The organism is Micromonospora sp. DT62, assembly GCF_049847285.1.
Classification (GTDB): Bacteria; Actinomycetota; Actinomycetes; order Mycobacteriales; family Micromonosporaceae; genus Micromonospora; species Micromonospora reichwaldensis.
In genome coordinates, this window is the sequence record NZ_JBNCOB010000047.1 from 1 (window position 1) to 22,029 (window position 22,029).

The 22,029-nt window shown below is 72.1% G+C and carries 18 protein-coding genes; 8 read left to right on the forward strand and 10 right to left on the reverse strand.

What is annotated here, in order from left to right:
* On the reverse strand, positions 1–212 hold a 212-nt coding region (locus ACPXCB_RS31155), incomplete at its 3' end, for a hypothetical protein (protein ID WP_425879667.1).
* Positions 213–293: 81 nt separating this feature from the next.
* Between ACPXCB_RS31155 and ACPXCB_RS31160 the strand changes: the two genes are divergently transcribed.
* On the forward strand, positions 294–533 hold the full coding sequence (locus ACPXCB_RS31160) for a hypothetical protein (protein ID WP_425879668.1): 240 nt from the start codon (positions 294–296) through the stop codon (positions 531–533).
* 267 nt (positions 534–800) lie between these two features.
* On the opposite strand, the gene ACPXCB_RS31165 is transcribed toward ACPXCB_RS31160, so the two are convergent.
* The 3 genes from ACPXCB_RS31165 to ACPXCB_RS31175 form a co-directional block, all read right to left on the reverse strand.
* A complete protein-coding gene (locus ACPXCB_RS31165) occupies positions 801–1,922 on the reverse strand; it encodes a hypothetical protein (protein WP_425879670.1) in 1,122 nt (373 codons plus the stop codon).
* A 39-nt stretch (positions 1,923–1,961) separates the two neighbouring features.
* Positions 1,962–3,098 carry a hypothetical protein gene (locus ACPXCB_RS31170; RefSeq protein WP_425879671.1) on the reverse strand — a complete coding sequence of 379 codons (1,137 nt, stop codon included), beginning with the start codon at positions 3,096–3,098 and terminating at the stop codon, positions 1,962–1,964.
* Positions 3,099–3,321: 223 nt separating this feature from the next.
* Positions 3,322–4,083, reverse strand: a complete 762-nt coding sequence (locus tag ACPXCB_RS31175) for a hypothetical protein (protein ID WP_425879691.1) — start codon at positions 4,081–4,083, stop codon at positions 3,322–3,324.
* 187 nt (positions 4,084–4,270) lie between these two features.
* Here ACPXCB_RS31175 and ACPXCB_RS31180 point away from each other — a divergent pair, with 187 nt between their 5' ends.
* Complete coding sequence (locus ACPXCB_RS31180; protein ID WP_425879693.1) at positions 4,271–4,645, forward strand: VOC family protein; 375 nt, start codon at positions 4,271–4,273, stop codon at positions 4,643–4,645.
* 135 nt (positions 4,646–4,780) lie between these two features.
* Here ACPXCB_RS31180 and ACPXCB_RS31185 read toward each other — a convergent pair whose 3' ends face one another.
* Positions 4,781–4,945 (reverse strand): hypothetical protein, encoded by a 165-nt coding sequence (locus ACPXCB_RS31185; protein WP_425879673.1) that lies wholly within the window; start codon positions 4,943–4,945, stop codon positions 4,781–4,783.
* 251 nt (positions 4,946–5,196) lie between these two features.
* Here ACPXCB_RS31185 and ACPXCB_RS31190 point away from each other — a divergent pair, with 251 nt between their 5' ends.
* Both ACPXCB_RS31190 and ACPXCB_RS31195 read left to right on the forward strand, forming a co-directional pair.
* Positions 5,197–6,420, forward strand: coding sequence for a cytochrome P450 (locus ACPXCB_RS31190; protein ID WP_425879675.1), 1,224 nt, complete (start codon positions 5,197–5,199; stop codon positions 6,418–6,420).
* Positions 6,417–6,647: a ferredoxin gene (locus tag ACPXCB_RS31195; RefSeq protein ID WP_425879676.1), complete on the forward strand. Its 231-nt coding sequence runs from the start codon at positions 6,417–6,419 to the stop codon at positions 6,645–6,647. The genes ACPXCB_RS31190 and ACPXCB_RS31195 overlap by 4 nt, the downstream gene beginning before the upstream one ends.
* Before the next feature lie 109 nt (positions 6,648–6,756).
* Here ACPXCB_RS31195 and ACPXCB_RS31200 read toward each other — a convergent pair whose 3' ends face one another.
* A complete protein-coding gene (locus ACPXCB_RS31200) occupies positions 6,757–9,348 on the reverse strand; it encodes a LuxR C-terminal-related transcriptional regulator (protein ID WP_425879678.1) in 2,592 nt (863 codons plus the stop codon).
* Between the two features lie 662 nt (positions 9,349–10,010).
* Here ACPXCB_RS31200 and ACPXCB_RS31205 point away from each other — a divergent pair.
* On the forward strand, positions 10,011–12,641 hold the full coding sequence (locus tag ACPXCB_RS31205; protein WP_425879680.1) for a lantibiotic dehydratase: 2,631 nt from the start codon (positions 10,011–10,013) through the stop codon (positions 12,639–12,641).
* Positions 12,634–14,355 (forward strand): thiopeptide-type bacteriocin biosynthesis protein, encoded by a 1,722-nt coding sequence (locus tag ACPXCB_RS31210; protein ID WP_425879682.1) that lies wholly within the window; start codon positions 12,634–12,636, stop codon positions 14,353–14,355. Before ACPXCB_RS31205 ends, ACPXCB_RS31210 begins: the two co-directional genes overlap by 8 nt.
* 61 nt (positions 14,356–14,416) lie before the next feature.
* Here the strand turns inward: ACPXCB_RS31210 and ACPXCB_RS31215 are convergent, their stop codons facing one another.
* From ACPXCB_RS31215 to ACPXCB_RS31225, 3 genes are all read right to left on the reverse strand, one after another.
* Positions 14,417–16,363 (reverse strand): TOMM precursor leader peptide-binding protein, encoded by a 1,947-nt coding sequence (locus ACPXCB_RS31215; protein ID WP_425879684.1) that lies wholly within the window; start codon positions 16,361–16,363, stop codon positions 14,417–14,419.
* A complete protein-coding gene (locus tag ACPXCB_RS31220) occupies positions 16,353–18,041 on the reverse strand; it encodes a hypothetical protein (RefSeq protein ID WP_425879686.1) in 1,689 nt (562 codons plus the stop codon). The genes ACPXCB_RS31215 and ACPXCB_RS31220 overlap by 11 nt, the downstream gene beginning before the upstream one ends.
* 128 nt (positions 18,042–18,169) lie before the next feature.
* Positions 18,170–18,343, reverse strand: a complete 174-nt coding sequence (locus tag ACPXCB_RS31225) for a thiazolylpeptide-type bacteriocin (protein ID WP_132234202.1) — start codon at positions 18,341–18,343, stop codon at positions 18,170–18,172.
* A 434-nt stretch (positions 18,344–18,777) separates the two neighbouring features.
* On the opposite strand from ACPXCB_RS31225, the gene ACPXCB_RS31230 reads away from it, so the two are divergent.
* The gene (locus tag ACPXCB_RS31230; protein ID WP_425879687.1) at positions 18,778–20,028 is read left to right on the forward strand and encodes a serine hydrolase domain-containing protein; all 1,251 of its coding nucleotides are present in this window, start codon (positions 18,778–18,780) and stop codon (positions 20,026–20,028) included.
* A 103-nt stretch (positions 20,029–20,131) separates the two neighbouring features.
* Here ACPXCB_RS31230 and ACPXCB_RS31235 read toward each other — a convergent pair whose 3' ends face one another.
* Entirely contained in the window at positions 20,132–21,256 is a 1,125-nt protein-coding gene (locus ACPXCB_RS31235) for a hypothetical protein (RefSeq protein ID WP_425879689.1), read from the reverse strand.
* Positions 21,257–21,406: 150 nt separating this feature from the next.
* Between ACPXCB_RS31235 and ACPXCB_RS31240 the strand changes: the two genes are divergently transcribed.
* On the forward strand, positions 21,407–22,029 hold a 623-nt coding region (locus ACPXCB_RS31240; RefSeq protein WP_425879690.1), incomplete at its 3' end, for a hypothetical protein.

Below are 22,029 nucleotides of genomic sequence, written 5' to 3' on the forward strand. Positions count from 1 at the left end.
ATCTCGAACACCGACACGCGAAGATCCTCACTCAACAGCTCAAGCCCTGGCACCGACTTCGACACAGGCCCTAGCGGCTTTAAGTTCCGCTTCAACGTCTGGCCCTCGGGCTGGGCGACCAACTGGGTGACGACCGGGGCGGCCGACGCCGGACGCCCACGGACGATGGTGGACTGTTCGAGCAGTTCGCTTCGGCTACGCGCCCGGCTCATCGACGGATGATCATTCTTTCGGGACGAAGCGGTCGAGGCTGAGGGGTGAGGTGGGCATCGGTGTCGTGGCAGCATGCGGCGGTGACCTTCGATGATGACCGGTACCTGGATGCCTTCGTCGACTACAGCAGGGGGCATCATTTCGTTCGGCTTGACGTCGAAGTGCCAGCGGAGACTCTGACGGAAGGGTTGGCCGGTCCCGATGACGACGTGCCGCACGGCTCGTTGTGGTTGTCGGCGGACCGGGCGGAGGCGCTGGCTAGGTCGTTGCTCAGTTGCGCGGCAGAGGTGAGGGAGCAGGGCCGCAAGCGCGACGCGTGAGTGACTAACCGGGTGACGACCGGGTTGGATGCCGACGGACAAGCATGGACACCGGAGGACCCATCCGGCAGCTCAGCGCCTGTGAAACAGCAGGTCACCGATCCGTGCTGGTTGCCTGGGGGTCAAGGGGTCGTCGGTTCGAATCCGGCCGTCCCGACAGGACATAACCGCAGGTCAAGTTTCAAGTGGCTACCCCGGTCATCTGCCGAGTTGGCACCGCAGGTGAGAAGACACGTTGTCCCGGCTTCGGACTGGCGAGGGGTCCGGTCAGGGTGGGTCGAACCGGCCCTGACACGCCGCAGCCGTGGGCATCCGGTGGCACGGGACCAAGTTCGGGGGATTCAACACCGGAAAGGTGGCGGAACTCCGGATCCAGTACTGCTCCGGGTGCCGGGGCCGGGCCTCCACGACGAACGGCTTCTCCCCGTCGCGGAGAATCAGCTTCCCGCCACCCTGCGGCGTGGAGTCGTGGTAAGTCGCCTCGATCTCCCAACTACAGGACTTTTCCCCGGTGACCGCCTCCACGCGCAGCCCGCCGGGGGACATGCCACCACCCAGGTCGATCTTCCGGCGACTGAAGTACGGCCGTCCCTGCTCCTCGACGTCATCGGCGATGTACGGAATCGGATCCTCCTCGGTCAGATCGAAGAACATCCCTTCGTAAGCGGCACCGCCCTCCGGGGCGACGTCGATCACCGCCTTGGCCGTTGACGGCTGGCAGGAGACGTTGACAGCGTGCATGTCGATGATCGAGAGCTGGGTCGTCCGGTCACTGATGATGTTCATGGTGAAGACCGCCGCGTCACTGGTGGACGGGTCGGTAAAGCCACCCGGCAAGCCATCGATCATCGACGGAAAGGGAAGCAGACGTCCACCCAATGTACGGAGGAAGCGCCAGATCTCCACGTCGGACCCGAGCGACTCCAGCTTCACCTGCTCCGGTTGGGTCAACGACCGGTCGAGGACGATCCGCCAGAACTCGGGGATGGTGCGGTCGTACTTCACCGAAGCGACGAAGGGTGTCTTGGCCTGGTCGTGCCGCCGGCCGGCGTCCTGCTCCGCCCCGATCCGTGAATCCGCGGTCTCCCGATCGAAGAAGTGGGTGACGAGCAGAGTCGCCAGTAGGCTCATGATGGCCAGCGCGATCGTGACGAGCAGATACTTCGGCTTCTCCGGCGGCGGAAGATCCTTCATGCCGGGCGCGATCTGCTCCCCGGCGTGGGCGAGCAGTGAACGACCTTTCGGTGGCGCCGGTTCCGTAGCGGGTGGCCCCGGTTCCGCTGCCGCGGGTGGTGGTGGCGCAGCGGTGGTCTTCTCGCCGTCCTTGTCTGCTCCCGGTGTCAGCGGTTCGGGTGCCATCTCCTTCTCCTGACCATCGTCGTCGCTCACAAAGTACGGATGGCGTGACCTGTCGTTCCACCTGTCCGGTCACTGAGGCGGTGTCGCGATCGCCGTCACCGCGGGGTGAACGACCCGCTGCTCAGGCCCCGAGAACCAGGTCAACGCGGTCGCGCTCTGACCGTCGGTCGCCGGCGCCAGGCTGGCGAAGACCAGCCCGGACCTGGTGCGTACCGACTGCGTCGGCAGTTGGCCCCTTACCCGGCTCCAGGAGCTGTTCGCCTCCAGACGCCACAGGACCGGGGCGCCGTAGGCCCAGACGGATGCCTCCCCGCAGGACCAACCGATCGTGGTGGCGTACAGCAGGCCGTCCTCCCACCAGAGGTCGACCACCCGGGAACCCCGACCATCCACGCCGAACGGGGTGGGGCCTTCCGCCGCATCGAGGCCGGGGGTCTCCTGCCTACGTCCGGTGGCCGGATCCAGGACGGTGACGGTCGCGTTCTCCCGGCAGGCGTCGAAGTGACCGCCCTCGACGAAGGCCATTCGGGCTCCGCCGTAGGCGGTCGTGGCGGCGGCGGTCCCTCGGGAGACGGCGATGTTTCCCTTCGTCATGCCGATCCGCTTGACCTGCCCGTCCGAGGAGGCGAGCAGCAACTGCTCCGGTCCGCCGTAGGCCGCCGTGGTATCGAGATCGGCGCCAGCGAAGAGGGCCACCTCCGGCAGACCGGCCAGGGCGGTGAGCTGCTGACTGAACCGCACCGGGGCGTCCACCGGTTCAGGTGTGCCGTCGCGCCCCCGGGGCAACGCCAGCCGGTGGATCCTCCGCTTTCCGTCCACGACGAGGATCTCGTCCGTACCGACGGAGATGCTGCTTGAGCAGCCGACACAGGGGAGGGAGAAGCTGGTCGCGGTCGTGCGGTCGATGACCGCGACCGTCGCCTCGTCCGTGCCTGCGGCGGTCACCGCGAAGACGTACCGTCCGCTACTGGTCCAGCCCGGTGCCGTGCGGTACCCGGAGAAGTCGCCCTCGATCCGACGTACCAGCCGACCGTCGACCAGCAGGGCCAGCTCGTCTGCGGCGAGATAGGCCAGGGTGGGTGGCTTCGAGGGCTCCGCAGGCGCGCTGGACGATCCGTCGAACGGGTCGGCCAGCGGCGCGGGATCCCGGATGAGGTGATGGATCAAAAGCCCGAGCAGTACGGCCGACAGAACGGTTGCGGCCATCACCACAGACTGCACCCGAGACATACGCATCGACGGACGGCCCTCCACCTGACGTCGTACCTCGAGCTTAGACCGCGGCTGTGACGGTCGCACTCCCCTCTGTCATCGCCCGATCGGGGCAGACTCAGACCCTCGTGCTCAACTTCGCCCCGTGTGAGCGATCCGATCCGGCCGCTGGCCGGTGAGAACATCGCGAACGCGGCGCCGCACCCCGACCGGTCGATCAGCAGAAACGGTCGATGGTGACCGGTATCAGTCCCTGCGCGCGCATATGTGTGGTCAGCTCCCGTAGCAGGAACCCGACCGTCTCGTCCCGGCTTCCGGCCAATTCGCAGGTCACATCGAGGCACCAGGCGCTGCCGGCGCCGACGCGGCGCAGATCCCAGGTGAAGACGTCGCCGCGAGTGCGGTGTCCGGCGGTTCCGACGATCCGGGTGCCCGGATCGGTGACGTCACCCGTCGCCGACATCTGCCAGGACGTGCGCAGGGCCGCCAGGCCGTCCGGGGTCAATTCGTTGGCGAACAGGATGCGATAGACGCGCGTCTCGTGAAAGCCAGGCCTGGCTTCGGGCGTACTCAGCCGCAGCGCGCCTGGCATTCTGGCCGCCGGCCGGTCGATGAAGTGGGCGCGAAGGGTGGCCTCGGACGGCAGTTCGTCGCCGCAGGTTTCCCGGTAGATCGCGGCTGCGGTAGCCCGGTCGACCGGCATGACCCGTCGTCGCAGGCCGGCATCGGCGCGAATGCGTTGACTGATGACCGAGGCGTCACCCCACCGACTGTCCAATACAGTCCACCCGGTGCTGAGGAGTCCCACGGCCGAGTGATCCTCGGCGAGCAGGAACTCCTCGGCGAGTATGCCTTCGCGCTCCGCCGGATTAGCGCCGCTCACGGGCACGGCGTAGAGCAGGTAGTAGTCCAGCAGCGGTGGCGAACCATGGCGGCTGAGCGCAGCCGAGGGAGGTGAGAACGGGTGCGGGCCCGACATGGTGGTCACCGGCGCATTACCAGGCATGTCCGCTGGCAGCCGATGCGCGACTCACCGAAGCTGGGCTCTCGGCCGGACGCGGCAACAGTTCTTTCGACTATTGTCGCTGTTGCCATATCGCTGAGCCGGTGGGATGCGCTCGGCAGTGGGTCACCTTTTTCGACCTGAGGGTGCCACGTCCTTGCAGATGAAGTTGAACGCGATCACACTCGATTGTCCCGATCCGCTTGCTTTGGCGGCTTTCTATCAGCAGGCCACCGGCCTGGAACCTCATCCGAAGTCAGACGCGGAGTTTGCCGGCCTCGCCGGTGTGGAGGGAATGTTCATCGGCTTTCAGCGGGTCGCCGACTACCGGGCGCCGCGATGGCCTGATCAGACTGTTCCTCAGCAGATTCACCTCGACTTCGCGGTCGAGGATTTGGACGGAGCTGAGGCCAGGCTGCTGGAGTTGGGCGCGGGTGAGCCGGTGTACCAGCCGGGAGAGGGCCGGTGGCGCGTCTTCATCGATCCGGCCGGCCATCCGTTTTGCCTGGTCAGAGCTCAAGCGGGCGAGCTGCTCTGAAAGCGGTTGGGTTCGCCTGGGCGCGGCGTGAGTCGCCGGAGCCGTCGGATCGGGCGGGCGGCGGCGGGCCGCGCCGGACAGGTGCCCGACGCCGCCCGGAGATCGGTGCCGACCGCTGCCGGCCGCCACCGGGCATCAGCACGCCAGGGTGGAGATCGGTACGCCCGTCAGGCCGTCACTCCGGACGAATCCGGTGACGCCGGTGCTGTTGTTCCTGACGTAGTACCAGCCCCACCCGTCGTCACCCACCGCGCCGCACTGCAGGGTCGCGCTCTGGCCCGCGTAGCCCAGGCCCAGCACGGTGCAGGTCGTCGACGGGCCGGTGCGCGCGGATACCGTCGCCCGGGAAGCCGACGCTGTGCGGCTCGTAGGCGCCGGGCAGCCAGCCGCAGCGCGGCGCCGGCGGCCCGTCGCCCGAGCCGGGTCGCCGGCACGGCGGGACGGTCGTGGGCGTTGCACCGGTCGGGTGACGGGGATTGTGTCGACCTTCACCGATAGGTAACGTAGCGCATCGATATGGCTACCCACTGCTGTCGTCGGAGGTGGTCCATGTGACACGTGCCGTGGAGGCGGAACTGCCCCTCTGGCCGCCGGTCAATCCGACCCGAGGTCCGTTCACCCCGTTGGACGAAGCCGAACGAGACCGCTACGTCGGCCCGGTCAGGCGGGTGCGGCTGCCCACCGGGGCTCCGGCCTGGCTGGTCACCCGGCACGCCGACGTCCGCCAACTGCTGCGCCACCCCGCTTTCAGCTCCGACTTCCGCCGCCCCGGCTTTCCGTTGCTGCGCCCGCTGCCGCCGCAGGCGGCCGAGGGCGGCAAGGGCTCGTTCATCCAGATGGACGGTGGCGAGCACTCGCGCCTGCGGAGGATGCTCACCGCCGAATTCATGATCAAAAATGTCCGCCGGATCGAGCCGCTGATCCAGCGCACCGTCGACGAGGCGCTCGACGTCCTGGCTGCCGCCGGGCCTCCGGCAGACCTGGTGTCGTCCTTCGCCCTGCCGCTGCCGTCCATGGTGATCTGTCACCTGCTCGGCGTCCCCTATGCCGACCACGACTTCTTCCAGACCCGCAGCCGCACCCTGCTCGACCGCGAGATGCCGCCGGCGCGGGTCCAGCGCGACTTCGAGGAGCTGCGTGACTACATTCGGGCGCTCGTCGACGCCAAGCGGGCCCGGCCCGAAGGGACGGACGACCTGCTCAGCCGGATGGTCCGGGAACGGGTCGAGCCGGGGGAGCTCGATGTGGACGAACTGGTCGGGATGGCGCTGCTGCTGCTCATCGCCGGTCACGAGACCACCGCCAACATGATCGGGCTGAGCGTCCTGCGGCTGACCCGGGACCCGGGGCAGTACGCGATCCTGCGGGACGAGCCCGACCGGGCGGCGGAGCTGGTGGAGGAGTTGCTGCGCTACCTGAGCATCGTGCGGACCGGCCTGCTCCGGGTGGCCACCGAGGATGTCACGATCGGTGGTCGGCTGATCCGGGCCGGTGAGGGTGCGGTCGTGCTGATCTCCCTGGCCAACCGGGACGCCGACGTCTTCGACGAGCCCGACCGGTTCGATCCGTACCGGCAGGCGCACCAGCAGGTGGCCTTCGGGTTCGGGGTGCACCAGTGCATCGGGCAGCCTCTCGCCCGGGCCGAGCTACGTATCGCGCTGGTGGCGCTGGCTCGCCGCTTTCCCGGCCTTCGGGTGACGGCCGCGCCCGAGGAGTTGAGTACCCGGGACAGCTCGGTCGTCTTCGGACTCGACGCTCTGCCGGTGACCTGGTGAACGCCGGCGGCCGGCCCGTGGGCGAGGAGGCGACGGTGCGGGTGGAGGTCGACCGGGACGCCTGCTGCGGGTCGGGCAACTGCGTGCTCGCCGCGCCGGAGGTCTTCGCGCAGGACGACTCCGACGGGCTGGTGCTGCTGCGGGCCGCCGCGCCGCCGGCGGGAAGCGGCGAGCGGGTCCGTCGCGCCGCCGATCTCTGCCCGGCCGGGGCCATCCGGGTCGTCTGAGGCCACCGGAGCCTGCGCTCTTCGACCTCCGGGAGCGCAGGCTCCGGGGCGTCCGTCACCCTTGCCAGGCGTACGCCGGGCGACGCTGATGGCCGACGCTCCGCTCACCTCACCGAGGTTCGCCGGCCGGCGTCGTTGTGTGCGACCGGAGTATCGCCCGGGCCAGGCTCGCCCGGTTCGACACGCCGAGCTTGCGGTAGATCCGGCCCAGGTGGGTGTCGACCGTACGGACGCTCAGGAAGAGCCCGTGTGCGACCTCCACACTGGTCATACCGCGGCTCACCAGATCGGCGATCTGCCGTTCACGCTCGGTCAGCACGGCCAGCGGGTCGCCACCCCTGGTTGACGCGTCGGGGACGAGACGGCTCTGCTGCCGGCGAACCCGATCGACCAGACGGGCCGAACCGCACTGTTCGGCGAGCGCGGCGGCCCGTCCGAGCCAGGCATGGGCATCGTCGGTGCGGCCGGCGTCGACCAGTACGGTTCCCGCCGCCGCCATCGTCCGGCACAGGTCCAGGTCCAGTCCCCGACCGGCGAAGCACTCGACTGCCTGCTCCGCGTCGGCCAGCGCCGGGCTGGTTTCCCCGCGAGCGGCGTACAGCCGCATGCGGGCGCGCATCAGGAAGCCCTGACGGCTGACGGAGAGGCTTCGCACCGAGGCCTCGGCCAGGTCGACCCACCGGCTCGCGTCACGCTTGTCACCCATCCGGAGCGCGGCCATGGACAGCGCCTCGTACCACCGGGACCGGTTCGGCGGGGCGATCCGTGGCATCTCCGGGCCGCCGAGAGCGTCAAGCATCAGCCGACGCCCGCGTTCCGGCTCCGCCACCTTGATCAGCAGGTCCGCCAGGAGGCAGGGCACGATCGCATCCTCGGCCGGCCCCTGGTCCCGGATCAGGGCGAGGGCCTGATCACCCAGGGCGATCACCGCGGCGGCCTCTCGGTCGGAGTCCTGCCAGTACCGTACGAGCGCGAGAAGCGCGGCGACCGAAGCCCGGGCCGTCGACGTGCCTTCCGGTTCGAGCAGTTCCGCAGCTTCCTCCAGGGTGCGGCCGGCCCGGTCGAGTAGTCCACGTTGCAACTCCACCGCCCCCAGCGAGGTCAGGATGGCGGGAAGGATGAACCGTTGTCCGGTTCGGCGGGCCTCCTCGGCCCCCCGGGACAGGTGCCGTTGCGCCTCGGTGAACCGGTGCAGGGCGTCCTCCGTCGAGCCCACCAGGTAGAGGGCCGGCAGGTTGGTGACGACGCTGCTGTCCGGCGTGGTGTCCACCAGATCGGCCGCGATGTCGGCGGCCCGGTCCGCGGCGTCGCTCTCCGCGGCGAGCAGGTGCGCCATCGCCATCTGGGCGACGGCGGCCGCCTCCCCGAGCCGGTCCCCGTGCTGCCGGGCAATGGTGGCGGCCTCGCGGGCGTTCAAACGGGCGGCTTCCTGATCGAGCCGGTCGAGGGCGAGTGCCGCCAGTTCCGTGTGCATGGCCACGGCCGTGGAGGCAGTGGAGGGATGGGTGCCCCGCAGAGCGGCCAGCCCCTCCCGGATCAGCACCGACGCCTCGGCGTGCCGGCCCTGGATCCGGCGTACCCGGACGGCGACCGCCATGGTCGAGGAGAAGTCCCCGCCAGGTATGCGGATCGCCCGGGGTAGGAAGGTGCGCACCAGTTGCTGCACGTCGCATCGACCGCCGCGCAGCAACTGGGCCCGCAGGGCCAGCACCTGCGCTTCGTACCAGCGGTCGTCGCCCTCGGGCAGCAGTTGCAGCGCGGCCTCCAACCACTCCAGGGCATCGGCCGGTGCGTCGTGCATGGTGCTCCGCGCCGCGTCGATCAGAACGGGCAACTGCTCAGGACGGCCCGTGTCGAGGGCCCGGGCGATGTGGTGGGCGCGCTGGGCGACCGGAGCGCCGAGAGCCAGCAGTTCGGTCTCTACGCGCCGGTGGGCGGCGAGGCGTTGGCTGGGGCCGATCTGCGCGTAGACGAACCGACGGACGACGTCGTGCCGGAACGCGAAGCGCGGCAGCAACTGCACCGGGCGCATCAGGTCCAGCTCGGTGAGGGTGTCCAGGGCGGACAGTGTCTCCGTGACGTCCAGTCCGGCCACCGCGGCGAGCAGTTCCGCCGAACCGGGGGTACGCAGCACGGCGGCTGCCTGGGCGACCCGCAGTTCGTGGTCGGCGAGTTCGGCCAGCTCGCCGAGCAGGATCAGGTGCGCGTCGGTCATGGCCTGCGCGTCTGCGGCGGCCAGCAGTTGCAGGTAGAGCGGGTTGCCGTCACCCTCGGCGTGCAGCCGGGTCAGGTCCGACCGGTCACCGAGCAGCTCGCGGGTCTGGCCGAGGTCCAGCGGACCTAGTCGGTGCTGGGTGAGCTGGCCGCGTGCGGCCGCCCGGGACAGCACCGCCGCCGCCCCACGGGACAGTTGTCGGTCCCGGTAGGCGAGGACCAGCAGCACCGGCGCGGTGGTGGTCAATTCGATCAGCAGCTGCATCTGATCCCGGTGCGCCGTGTCGAGCAGGTGCGCGTCGTCGAGCAGGACAAGGGTGGGTTCCGCTCCCACCACGACCGGCGGACCGGTGCCCGTCCGGCCGGTGGCGGCGACCACCGTGAGGGTGTGCGCCCTGCCCTGCGCCGCGAGGGCGGAGATCAACGTGGTCTTGCCGATGCCCGGTTCTCCGGCGAGGGCGACGGCTGCGCCATTTCCCGCGTGCAAGTCGTCGAGCTGACGACGGAGTGCGGCGAATTCCGTCCGGGGCAGCGGATGACCGGTCGTCCGACCGGATTTCCGTCGAGTTCGTACGAGCCGGTCGGCCGGGCTGGGCATCATCGGACGGTGGCGCGGGACGGCCGCTGGCTGCGGGTGCGCGACCGCAACCCCAGTGTGATCAGAGAAGGCCGTTTACCTGGCATTAGGGATCCTTAGGGGGAAGATCCTCTTTGGGGATGTCGAGTACACAAGGCGGACGCTTCATAGTCAACAGCCCACCGCACTCTTCGATCCGGCTAGATCTCGAGTTGATCGGTCCAGGTGTAGTTTCCCGGCGGAGGAAGGATTGCCGTCGATCTGGCGCTGGGGTAGAGACGGCGGGCCGTTGATTTCAGCCGGGCGACGAGCGGGCCCGCCACCGTCCGGAGCTGGTTGACTCCGCAGGCGGTCGGGGTGATCAGCGGTGCAACGCCCCGCACACCTTCCTTCCGCCGCCGCCCGGCACCATCCGGAGAAGTACGCAACCGGCTACGCAGCCGGCACCTGCCACCGAGTACGTAACCGGACCCGTAGTTGTGCGGACGCCTCCCACGGCCACGGCTGCGAGTGTCGGCGGACACGTCGTCACCGCCCTCCACCAGGAAGCGGTCACGGGGAGAGGAGCGAGGATGATCGGGACCACGGTCGGCGGGACGCCGGCGCCGGGCGTACGCCGGGTCGGGCCCGTCACCCGGGCGCCCGAGGTCACCGTGGCGCCGTACGCGATGGTGCGGGTCGCCGGTGTCGCCCTCCCGGAACCGTCGGCCGTGACCGAGGAGTTCCGGGGCGTCGCCGCCCGCCTGCTGGAGCTGACCGCACGCGCCGAGGGAATGGCCGCGGCGCTCGCCGACGTGCTGCACGAGCAGGTCGTCCGGGCCGCTTCCGACCAGCGTCGGGCGCTGCTGGCCCTGCGCCGCGACGTGCACAACGGGCGCAGCCCGTCGGTGGCGTCGCGTACCCGGCTGGCCGGCTGGACCGACCACCTGCCCGGCCTGGCGTCCTGGCTCGGCCTCCGCGACGACATCGACCGGCACACCGCGGAACTCGACGCCCTTCTCGCGCCGGCGCTCGCCGCCGACCGGGTTGCCCTGGCCGCGCTGTGCCGCGCCGAGGAGCTGTCCCGGGCCGTCGCGCTGACCAGTGTGGATCTGCTGCGGGCGCTGCGCCGGGCGGCCGAGCAGGGCCCGGCACCCGACGACCGGGCCCGCAAGTCGGAGGCCACCGTGCTCCGGTACGCGATGCGGGCGGCCACCAGGACCGTGCCGCTGTCCTGGTTCACCCGGGTGGGCTGGGGCCGCTGGGAAGGGCCGGTGCCGGACCCGACCGGCTCCCCGGAGGTGGTGGCGGTCGCCAACGCCGACCGGGCCACTCTGTCCGCCCTCGTCCACGCTGTGCTCCGGCACCCCGACCGTCGCGGCGATCTGCCCCACACGCTGGCGCCCGGCCTGTGGGTGGACGGGGCGACGATCCGGCTGCGTCGCCAGACTCAGGCCCCCGACGCGCCACCCGGGGTGCAACGGGAGGAGGCGCTGACGCTGCCGCTGACCCGGGCGCTGCGGCACCTGCTGGATCTGCTGGAGCCCGGCGGGGTGGCGACGCCGCACCAGCTCGCGACGGAACTGGCCACCCGGCTGCCCCGTCCGGCGGCGCAGGCGTCCGCGGCGGCTCGGGCGTACCTGCACGCGCTCGTCGAACAGGGCGTGCTCCACCCCGCGTACCCGGTGGACCCGCAGGCCGTCGACGGCCTCGCCGCGGTCGCGGACTGGCTGGCCGGGAGCGGCCTGGCCGACGTGGCCGTGTTGCTGCGGGAGATCGATGCCAGGACCACCGCGTTCGCCGGTCTCGACGCGACCGAACGGCCGGCGGCCCTGGCCGGGCTACGCTCCCGGTGGGACGCGGCCTTCGCCCTGCTCGGCGCGGACCGCACGGGTCGTCCGCAACCCCTCACCGAGGACGTGACCCTGGTCCGCCCGGTGAGCCTGGGCCGGGCCCACGGCCGGGACCACCGGGGCACCCTCGCCGCGCTGACCCCGCTCTTCGAACTCTTCGACCAGCACGCGGTGGTCCGCCGCCTGGCCCGGGACCGCTTCGTCGCCCGCTACGGCGTGGGCGGCCGCTGCGGGTCGCCGACGGAGTTCGCCGAGGAGTACGGCGCGGTCTGGCAGGCGACGCACCTGGTCGGCGTCGACGGCGCCCTGGACCCGACGCTCGACCTCGCCCCCGGTGACGAGCTGCGCGAACTGGCCCGGCTCCGGGCCGATTTGGTGGCCGCCGTCACGACCGACGCCGACGGGAACCTGACCGTCCCCGACGGGCTGCCCGACGCCATCGCCTCCAGGCTGCCCCGTTGGCTCACCAGCCGACCCGGCTCGTACGCGGTCTTCGGACAGTCCTGCCACGACGGCGCGTCGTTCTGTGTCAATCACGTGTACGGCGGCTGGGGCCGGTTCACCAGCCGCTTCCTGCGGCAGCTCCCCCCGGAGGCCGAAACGGCCGTCGCCGCCCAGCTCCGGCACCACCTCGGCGCCCGGGTGGCCCAGCTCCGTCCAGTCAACGGGTTCAATGGCAACCTGCATCCGCTGCTCGTCGGCGACGAGATCGCCGACGACCGCCGCCACGGAACCCTGGTCCCGGACGACCTGCACCTGGTCCACGACGTCGCCACCGATCAGGTCCGCCTGGTGGTCACCGCCACCGGTGAACCGTTGGACGTGGTCTATCTCGGGTTCCTGGTGCCGCTGATGCTGCCGGAGCGCCTGACCAGCATGCTCACCGACGTGGGGACGGGATCGGTCGGACTGGGCGGGGCCATGGCGGCCCGACAGCTCCGCCGCACCCCGGTCGGCCCGGTCTGGTGCCGGCCCCGGCTGCGGTACCGGGAGGTGGTCCTCTCCCGGGCGGACTGGCGGCTCTCCGCGGACATCGTCGCCGCCTGGCGGGCCGAGCTGGACGCCCGGCCCGCGGAGGTGGGACGTACCGCCGTGCGCTGGCGACACCTGCTCGGCCTGCCCGAGCACGTCTTCGTCAGCGCTGCCGCTGTCGAGGGCGGGAAGGGGTTGACGGCGTTCATGTCCTACCTGGAACAGCCCCGTTCCCAGTACGTCGACCTCGCAAGCCCGCTACACCTGCGTTGCCTGTCCCGGACCCTGGCCCGCTACCCGGACGGCGTCGTCCTGGAGGAGGCACTGCCCGCCCCCCGTCCCGGGCAGCCGGCGACGGAGGTCGTGATCGAGCTGTACCGTGCAGGCACCGATGGGTGAGCCCCGGCCGACGGCCGCCGCCGACGTCGTCCGCTACCACCACGATCCGGAGAAGTTCCACAGCCTGCACTGCTATCTGCACTGGAGCGCGGAACACGTCGATGACTTCATCACCGGCACACTCACACCGCTCATGGAGGGACTGCGTCGGAACGGGACGATCGCCGACTGGTTCTTCATCCGCTACTTCGACGACGGTCCCCACCTGAGGGTGCGGGCCCGGGGCGCCGAGGCGCACGAGCACCGCCGGTGGCAGGAGCAGTTGGTGGCCGCGGCCCGGGCCGCCGACCATCCGCTGCTCGACCTCAGCACCGCCAGCCGTCCGGGGTGGCCGGGGCACGCACAGGCCCGGCAGGTCGACTACGAGCCGGAGACCGGGCGGTACGGCGGCCCGGCCGCGCTACCGGTGGCGGAGACGGTGTTCGGCACCTCCAGCCGGATCGCCGCCGAGGTGGTCGCGCGTACCCCGGGACCCGGCCAGCGGATGGTGGCGGCTACCGACCTGGTCCTCGCCACCCTGATCGCCCTCGACCTGGACATGCTCGCCGCGGCCCGATGGCTGCGCCGCAGCGCGACCGCCTGGCGGTGGCACCCGGAGAGCACCACGCTGACCGCGGGCACCGTGCAGGGGCCGGCGCTCGCCGCAGCCACCACGCAGGCCCGCTCGGTGGTACGGCGCTGGCACGAGATCACCGCCTCCGCGGCGGACGGCTCCCGGATCCGGGACCGGTGGGCCGCCCAGGTGCGCGCCGCCCGCGCCCAGCTGGAGAGCTCTGCCGGCGGCGGAGACCAGTGGGCCGGGGTGTGGGCGTCCCAACTGCACATGCTGCTCAACCGGTTGGGCATCCTGCCCGACGAGGAGCGCTCCCTCTACCACTTCCTCGCCGCCGCCTTGCTGGCGCCGGACGGCCCCACCGACTTCTTCGCCGACGGCACCGACAGCCCCGACCGGCGGTACCTGGCGGCCAGCAGCTACGCCCCGGGCCGGATCGAGGGGCAGCGGCCGCGGACGTCGGACCGGACGCGGCACGGCGACCGGCGACGGTATGGTCCGCCCCTGGCCCTTCCCCCCGCCGCGCCCGTGACGGCCGCGCTCGGCGACGCGCTCACCGCGCGGGCCAGCGGACGCGGTACGCTCTGCGGCCCGCTGGACGCCGCGCACCTGGCCACTCTGCTGTGGACCGCCAGCGGGGCGAGTGATCGGGCCGGCAGGCCCGGGGTCCGCCGACCCTACCCGAGCGCCGGCGCCAAGTACGCGGTCCGGCTGCGCGTGCTGGCCCGGGACGTGGCCGGCGTCCCGGCCCACCAGTACGACGTGGACGCCGAGTCCCGGCTCCTGCTGCCCACTGGCCCGTTGCCCACCGACGCCGAGCTGGCCACCGCGTCGATGTGGTTCAAGGCCGGACCGGCGACGCAGTCGGCGGACACCCCGGCCAGCCAGGAACGGGTCGATCTGTCGGCGCTGCCGGCGCTGCTCGGGGTCTACGTCGACCTGCCCGTGCTGCGGGCCACCTACGGCCTCCGGGCGCTGCGCTTCGGCATGCTCGAGGCCGGTCACCTGGCTCAGAACCTGGCCCTCACAGCGGCGGCGACGGGACTCGGGCTGGGCATGGTCGGTGGGTTCTACGACGACATCGCCCACGAACTGCTCCTCCTCGACGGGGTCGACGAGGTTCTCGCCTACCTGCTCCCGGTCGGCCGGCCCGCCGGGTGACCCCTGGCGGTCGGGCCCGCAACTCGGGCCCGACCCCCTGGCCGGGCCCGGGAGGGGACGGTCACGGGAAGGGATGCGGATGCAGTGCCAGGTCCTCGTAGCGGGGCCGCCCGGGCAGGCGGCCCAGCGCCGCCGGCACAGTCAGCAGCCGGGGCAGCCCCCGCGTCCGCCGGTTCAGGTGACCGAACGTCATCGGCAGGGTGCCGGGGACGACGACCTTGGCAGCATGCAACCCGAGGGCCTGCCGCAGCTCGGGGATGCTCTGGTCGACGACGATCGGTTCCACCCCGGCCCGGTGATGCAGGTCCGCGCAGAGCGCGCCGAACAGGGCCGCGAGGTCCTCGACGGGACGGGGCAGTCCCGGCCACACCTCCCGCCAGGCCCGGGTCCGCCCGGCCCCGAGCAGGAACTCGTAGCGCGGCCGTGCTTCCGGCAGGCAGTGCAGCATCATGTGGTCGTCCATCCGGCGGACCAACGCGGCATCGTCGAGCATCGGCAGTAGCCGGTCGCGGTCCGCCCGCGCCGAATCCCCCTGCCACGTGTCGCGCACCTCGTGGAGGTTGACGACCAGCTCCACCACGGCTGAGTGGATCGCCGAGAGGGGATCCAGGTGGGCGCCGGCCGCGAAGAACGCCGTCGGCGCCCCCACGGCGGGCATCCGGTGGTGCGCCAGCGCGACGACCGCCGGCACGGCCAGGTCGGTGGTGGCGTCGAACAACCGTAGGTCGTAGTCGAGCAGGTCCAGATTGTCGGCGAGGTGCCCGACCAGGTCGAGTTCGTCGGGGAGCGCGACCTCCACCAGCGGGGTACGGGCGTACCAGGCCATCAGGAAGGCGTCCCGTTCGATCACCTCGAACAGGCCGTGCAGGGCCGCCTCCTCCAGGCTGTTGCCGAGACCGCAGCCGTTGGAGGACTCCGACAGGAAGGTCACCGACGGGCGCTGCCCGAGGTCACCCCAGTACGCCGCGTGCTCCGGCACCGCCACGGACGTCGCCCGGCTGGGCGACCACCCCGGCACCCACCACGTCGGCACGTCGGGGGCGTACGGGATGTGGTGGGCGCTGGGCAGGTCGGGCAGACCGAGGGCCGCGGGATCGACGGCGCGCTCCGGTCCCAGCTTTGCGAAGGACGCCCACTGCCGGGCGGCGGGCCCGTGGGGGGCGTACCCGGCCAGTCGTTCCACCGCTTCGAAGAGCGCCAACCGGTCAGCCTCCGCGGCGGTCGTCGCCCGGCCGAAGCCCGCCACGGTGACCGCCGGACCGGCGACCACCGCCCTGGTGACCGGCAGCCCGTACCCCTCGTGCCGGTGCAGCTGAACGACGTGGCCCAGCCGTGGCTCCAGCAGCGCCCGGCGAAGTCCCGCCAGGTCGGTCGCCGGGTTTGGCCGGCGCAGCCGCAACGGGTCGGCCGGCGGCTGACCGCTGCCGGTGAGCGGCGTCCCAGGTGGAGCGGCGGGCTGCCGGCTGAGGCATCCTTCGCAGCGAACCCCCACCGGCGCCACCGGATGGGCGGACACGCTCCCGTCGGGCGGGACGACCCAGAGCAGCGTGGCGGCGGACTGCGGCTCGGCCAACGCGGACCGGACCACCGCGGCGAGCACGGGCAGCAGGGCCGGCGCCGGCCGACCGCCGAGCCGCAGCTCGGAGTCACCGTGCGGTGTCCGGCCGCCCGGCGCCGCCAGCCTGGCGACCTCCAGGCAGCGCAGGCAGGTGGCACTGTCGGCGCCGACCAGCGGACCCACCAGCGCCGTACCGCCGTCGAACCGGACGGGCAGGACGGTGCCGCCGGCCCCGGTGCCCCGGTCGGCCAGCCGGCTCAGCAGCGCCGGACTCCACCGGGTCGACACCACCACCGCCGGGCCGGAGCCGGCCCACCCGTCGTCATCGGCCAGCACCGGGTACGGCGACCCCGCCCTCCTCAGCGCCTCGGCGAGCTGGCCGGCCAGGTCGGGGTCCGGCTGCCGGGGACCGTCCCGATCGTCCCCGGGCAACCGAGGGTCACCGGTCATCGCCGGCCCGCAGGACGACGAGCCCGACCGTACGCAGGGCGGCGGCCAGCGGAGCTGGCGGCATCACCACGATCGGCTCCGCGGGGGCGCCGACGAGGGTCCGCAGTGACCGCCGGAGGGCGGCCTCCCGTTCGGACCCGTCGGGCATGGGCGCGGCCGAGCGGCTCACCCGTGGCGACGCTCCGCAGGGGCCGTGCGAGTACGGCGGACCGGGCCGGTGTGCACGCCAGCGGACCGTGGCGACCGCGGTGAGAGCGGCGAAGGCGACCGCGTCGTGGGCCGTAGCCTCGATCGCCCAGCCGAGTTCCATCCACCCATCGGGGTCCGTCGCGGCCGGGCCGCACACGACGGCCAGCTGCGCCCCGGGGGCGAGCCGGCGGACGTGCACGGTCGCCGGGACGCCGAGGCGGCGGGTCAGCGTACGCCACCAGCGGCGGGCTGCCGGCCCGTCGAACGCCGACGGGGGGACAGCCTCGCCTGACGTGACGCCGGTCGAGGCCACCGACCGGCGGGCGAGGCGGCGCAGCAGCACTCCCTCGGCATGGTTGCGGTCGACCCCGCAGGCCAGCACGGCGGCCCCTCCGGTGGACACGCTGAGCAGCTCCACCGCTGCCAGCGTGGCGTGCAACCTCGCCGTGGAGGTGTCCGGACCGTGCCCGGTGACGAGCGTCCCACCGGCCGGGCCGGGAACACCGCCGACCCGGCACCGGGCCAGTCCCACCGGCAGTTGTGGCAGATCGTCGAGCTCCACCGGCGGCAACACACCGAGTTCCGGGTCCGTGAGGGAGGTGGGCAGGCCCGCGTGGACGGCGTCGTCCCGCTGGTCGGGGGCGTCGACCGCCGGTGACCGTACGCCGGGCGGCCACGGGTGGGCGGTGGCGCGCAGCGGGTCGCTCCGCACGACGAGCGCCGTCGGCGCGGTCGGGTCGGTCAGTTCGGCGAGCACGCCGAGGAGCCGGTGCGCGGCGCAGGCGCCGGCCACCACGGAAACCGGGTCGCCGGGGGCCGTCGCCGCGCTGCCGAGTCCGAGCCGCTCGGCGATCAGGCCGGACTGGGCCCGCAGGTGCGTACCCGGGCCGACGGGGGTGACGTAGCCGACCGTGGCGCTGGCCCCGGTCACCACGGCACGCCCGTCGCTGGCGGCGAGGGTGACGCGTCCGGCGTCGCGCGGTGGGTCGATGCGGGTCGCGGCCCGCCGGACCCGGGCTCCGGCGGCGGTCAACGCCTCGATCGCGGCGGTGGCAGCGGGGCCCGCTCCCGTGACGGTCACCGATTCCCGGCCGATGCCGGTCCAGGACGCGGCGGGGTCGGTGGCGACCGAGGCCAGCCAGGCGGCGACGGCGGGGGGAGGCACCGGGGCCGGTGCGCAGGCGTCGGCGGGGGCATGGGCATGCCCGGTGCTGGCCCAGTGCTCCGGCACCCGGACCAGCAGGTCGTGTTCCCGGAGCAGGTCGGCCAGCCGGTACAGGTTGAGGGCGACGGGCGGGCGTGGCGACAGGTCGCGCAGGTCGTCTGTGGTCCGGCCGGACGCGAGGCGCCGGGTGAGCAGTTGCCAGAGCCGCCACAGCTGTGGCGCGCCGTCCAGGGTGAGGCTGGTGTCCCAGGACCGTAGGTGCAGCCCGCCGTCGATCCGGGTCGCCTGCACCGTGGGGCGGAGTTGCCAGGAACTGGTCGACATCTGCTCGCCTCACCGGTGGGGGAACGGCTGGGGTCGTCGGAAGGAGTCCGGGGTTGGAGGGCGACTGTCGCCGGGCCCGACGACAGTCGCCTCGTCACTCAGGCAGCGCGGTTCGCGCCCCGCCGCGGCTACAGCATCGGCTCGTCCGGACTGATGGAGCAGGAGCAGGACGCCAGGCACGCGCTGATCCGGGACGCCCCGGTCTCGGGGATCGCGACGGTGTCGCGCATGACCGTCACGGTCAGGCCGCTGAGGTCGAGATCGTCGAGCTCGAACTCGTCGTCTTCTCGTTCGATCGGCATGTGGTCACCTCCCTTCGAGGTGGGATGAGGCCCGGGCACGCCGGGATGGCAGAGATTCTTCCGGCGGCCGGTGCGGGGCGTCGTCAGTAGTTTTGCCGACATCACTACTTACCCACGCTCGGGGCCACCGCTGCCTGCCCGGCCGGGGTCGCGCCTCTGGGCGACCCCTCGGTGGGTGACGTCTCATCCCGCGCACGACGCCCGGACCTTCATGGTGGAGCCTGTCTCGCCAACGGCTCTGTCTCACAGTCGGAGAGGATCACACGAACCGGCACCGTGTCGGACATCGGCGGCGGTGCGTACCGTCGCTGGTCGGACGGATTCTCCCGCGTGGGTCATCCCCATTGGGGAGGCCGATGTGGGTCCGCAGACTGACGTCTCCGGTTGGCGCCCCGGGGCACGATGAGCAGCAGTCACGTCACACGGGAGGCGACATGCACCTGTCACGCCGCAGTTTCCTGCTGGCCACCACCGGTACGGCACTCGCGACGCCCCTGCTGGCCGGTGCCGGCCCGGCACTCGCGGCCGGCCGTCCGCCCGCCGGGTCGCTGCCGGACGCGGCGCTCACCGCCGACCTGCGCGCGATCACCGAGGCCGGCATGCCCGGTGTGTTCGCCGAGGCGCGCGACGGACGGGACCGGTGGCGGGGCGCCAGCGGGGTGGCCGACGTGACGACCGGCCGACCGGTGCTGCCCGGGTTCCAGCACCGGGTCGGCAGCATCACCAAGACCTTCGTGGCCGCGACGCTGCTGCAACTCGTCGGTGAGCGCCGGATCGCGCTGGACGCCCCGATCGGCCGGTACCTTCCGGAGTTCGCGGTCGCCGGGGTGACCGTCCGGATGCTGCTCGACCACACCAGCGGGATCAGCGACTACGACCACGTCATCTTCGCCACCCCGGAGGACATCGAGCGGCACCGGTCCACCACGTTCACGCCGCGTCAACTCGTCCAGGCCGGCCTCGGTCAGCCGTCGACCGGGGCGCCGGGCGCGGCCTTCTCCTACTCGAACACCAACTACATCCTGGCCGGGCTGATCATCGAGCGGGTCACCCGCCGGTCCGCCACCGACGAGGTGCACCGGCGGATCCTCCGGCCGCTCGGGCTGCGGCACACGTACTTCCCCGGCGTGCGTCCCCGGATCGCCGGCCCGCACAGCAGGGGCTACGTCCCGTGGTACGAGGGCGAGCTGCGCGATTTCAGCGTCAGCAACATGTCCTGGGCCTGGACGGCCGGGGCGCTCGTCTCGACCATGGCCGACCTGAACACCTTCTTCCGGGCGCTGCTCGGTGGCCGGCTGCTCCGCCCGGCCCAACTGGCCGCGATGAAGACCACCGTGCCGTTCGACCCGGCCCAGCCGGAGGCCGCCGGCTACGGGCTCGGCCTCTACCGGATGACCTGGCCCACCGGCGACGTCTGGGGGCACGACGGCCTGGTCTTCGGGCACAGCGCCATCTCGCTGCACACCCCGGACGGTCGGCGGCAGGTGAGCCTCGCCCAGAACGTGACGCACTACGCGCTGCCCGGCACGCCGGACCCGATCGGCGAGGCGGTCGGCAGGTTCCTGAACACGGCACTGGTCGGTGAGAGCGCCGTCGCGGCGCGGACCGCCACCGTCGCCCGGGTGCCGGCGGTCGTCCCCGCGCCGGGCGCACCGACCCTGGTCAGGCCAATGCCGCAGCGCTGACGCTGTCGCCCCGCAGCCGCGACCGGACCCCGTACTCCGGTCGCGGCTCCCGGGCGATCGCCCCGCCGACCCGCTCGGCGTCCGGCTCGCCCGCGTGACCGGTTCAGCAGGTCATGTCGATCTCCAGGACCGCGACCTCGTGCCGGTCGACCAGCAGCACGGTGGTCTGTGGTTCCTCCTCGAAGTCCTCGTCGTCAGGTGGCCAGGTCGTCGGCAGCAGGCCGGCGTACCCGATGTGGACGTCGGCACCCATCCGGGCCAGGACGAGATCGATCAGGTCGTGGCCCAGGAACGTCGCGAGGTGGTCGGCCGGAAGCTCCGGGAACTCGTCGATGCCGTCCCAGCTGCCGTCGAACAGCTCGCTCAGGTGCATGCGTACCAGATTGCGGAGACCGGCACGCAGGTCGGCGGCCGGTACGGGCCGGAACGCCTCCTCGTCGTGTTCGTCCGCGTCCTCGCGGTTCTCGACCCACCAGCGGGCTGCGGCGGCCATCGGATCGCCGTACCCGGGGTCGAGCCGGCCGATCCGGAACCGGAAGGTGACCGGGCTGTTGTTGTTGACCCAGAGCAGGTCGCTCAGCAACGTCATGATGCAGGCCAGCCGGGGCCGCAGGGCGGCGTCGGCGCCATCGGAGTCGGTGCCCGACGGCTGTCGAATCTCCGGAGCCGGATGCAGCGAGACCCGCAGGGTGCTGCCGTCGAAGTCGCGGTGCAGCAGGTGCAGCGGCGCCGGCCGGTCCGGCTCGTCCGGCCGTTCGCTGTCGGTGGTCAGCCGGAGCAGATCGGCGTACGGGCCGGCCAGCTCGTCGGCGAGGAACCGCACCAGCACTTCCGCGCGCCGGTCGGGTGTCCCCACCACGGCCGAGATCAGGCTGACGAGTTCGGTTGCCACCTCCTCGTCGGTGCGCACCGGTTCGTACGACCGTCCCGGCCCGACCGACACCCGACTGGTCAGCACCGTCGCGCCGGTGACCTCCGGAAGGTCGGCGGCGTCCGCGATCTCCGTCAACGGCGGCGGCTCCGGCCACTGCTGATCCCGGCGGGACCTGGTTCGCCCGGGCACCACCGTCGACGTCCAGCCGGCAGCCTGCTCCGGCGACCACATGGCCAGCAGCCACACCGCCGCCACGCGTACCCAATGCTGGTTCGTCAGCCGGCGGCCTTCCTCCCGCTCGACCGGGTCGGGCTGCCGGTACCAGGAGTCGGTGTAGGCCGTGGTGCGTTCCACTGCGGCAACCCTTTCCACGTCGGGGAGGTGCGAAGGTAACAGGCGACGGTGGCATTCCTGTCCACAGTGCGGGGACGGACTCCGAGGTCCGGTTCCGGCCGATGGCGTCATGTCCGGGAACTGTCGGTCGGGGCTCCTACGATCATGGCCATGTCGGCTGCCTTCACCGCGCTGTGGACCCAGGACGTCTGTCGGGAGTTGCGTCGTCACCGGGTCGGCGAGCGGCCTCCGGTGGCGTTCAGCGGGGTGCACCAGTCCCTGCCCAGTTGGACCAGCGTCGGGGTCGGCGACACCGTCTTCGCGCTGCACGTCAACCGTTGCGTGCTGCACGTGGTGAGCCGGCTCCGCGTCGTCGACAAGCAGCGGCGCGACTGCTGCGGCAGCGCCCCGGCGACCTGGCGGGACCCGGCCCATCCGGGCCACGACGCCTGGGCGATGCTCGGTGCGGACGGGTGCGGAGCGGTCCCGGTGCATGTCGAGGCCACCCCGATCCGCTTCGACGTCACCGTTCCCGGTGACCTGCTCGGCACGCTGACCTGGCGCAACCGGCGCGGTGACCAGCGCACCCTGAAGTACGTCGTCGACGGCCGTCTCGAACGCTCCGTCAGCCTCCAGGGCGTCTACCGCCTGACCGACGAGTCCGCCGCCGCGCTGGGCGCCCTGCTCGACAACTCGTCAACCCCGGGCCGATCGGCAGTGTCCCGCACCGGGTTTGATGGAGACATCGAAACCTGGGAGGAACACCAGCGATGCCTGCACCGAAGAAGTACTCC

Excerpts from the sequence above, each read along its gene's own strand:
- ACPXCB_RS31180 (WP_425879693.1), top strand. The coding sequence starts at position 4,271 with ATGAAGTTGAACGCGATCACACTCGATTGTCCCGATCCGCTTGCTTTG.
- ACPXCB_RS31220 (WP_425879686.1), bottom strand. The coding sequence starts at position 18,041 with ATGTCGACCAGTTCCTGGCAACTCCGCCCCACGGTGCAGGCGACCCGG.
- ACPXCB_RS31205 (WP_425879680.1), top strand. The coding sequence starts at position 10,011 with ATGATCGGGACCACGGTCGGCGGGACGCCGGCGCCGGGCGTACGCCGG.
- ACPXCB_RS31175 (WP_425879691.1), bottom strand. The coding sequence starts at position 4,083 with ATGTCGGGCCCGCACCCGTTCTCACCTCCCTCGGCTGCGCTCAGCCGC.
- ACPXCB_RS31215 (WP_425879684.1), bottom strand. The coding sequence starts at position 16,363 with ATGACCGGTGACCCTCGGTTGCCCGGGGACGATCGGGACGGTCCCCGG.
- ACPXCB_RS31170 (WP_425879671.1), bottom strand. The coding sequence starts at position 3,098 with ATGGCCGCAACCGTTCTGTCGGCCGTACTGCTCGGGCTTTTGATCCAT.
- ACPXCB_RS31225 (WP_132234202.1), bottom strand. The coding sequence starts at position 18,343 with ATGCCGATCGAACGAGAAGACGACGAGTTCGAGCTCGACGATCTCGAC.
- ACPXCB_RS31210 (WP_425879682.1), top strand. The coding sequence starts at position 12,634 with ATGGGTGAGCCCCGGCCGACGGCCGCCGCCGACGTCGTCCGCTACCAC.
- ACPXCB_RS31230 (WP_425879687.1), top strand. The coding sequence starts at position 18,778 with ATGCACCTGTCACGCCGCAGTTTCCTGCTGGCCACCACCGGTACGGCA.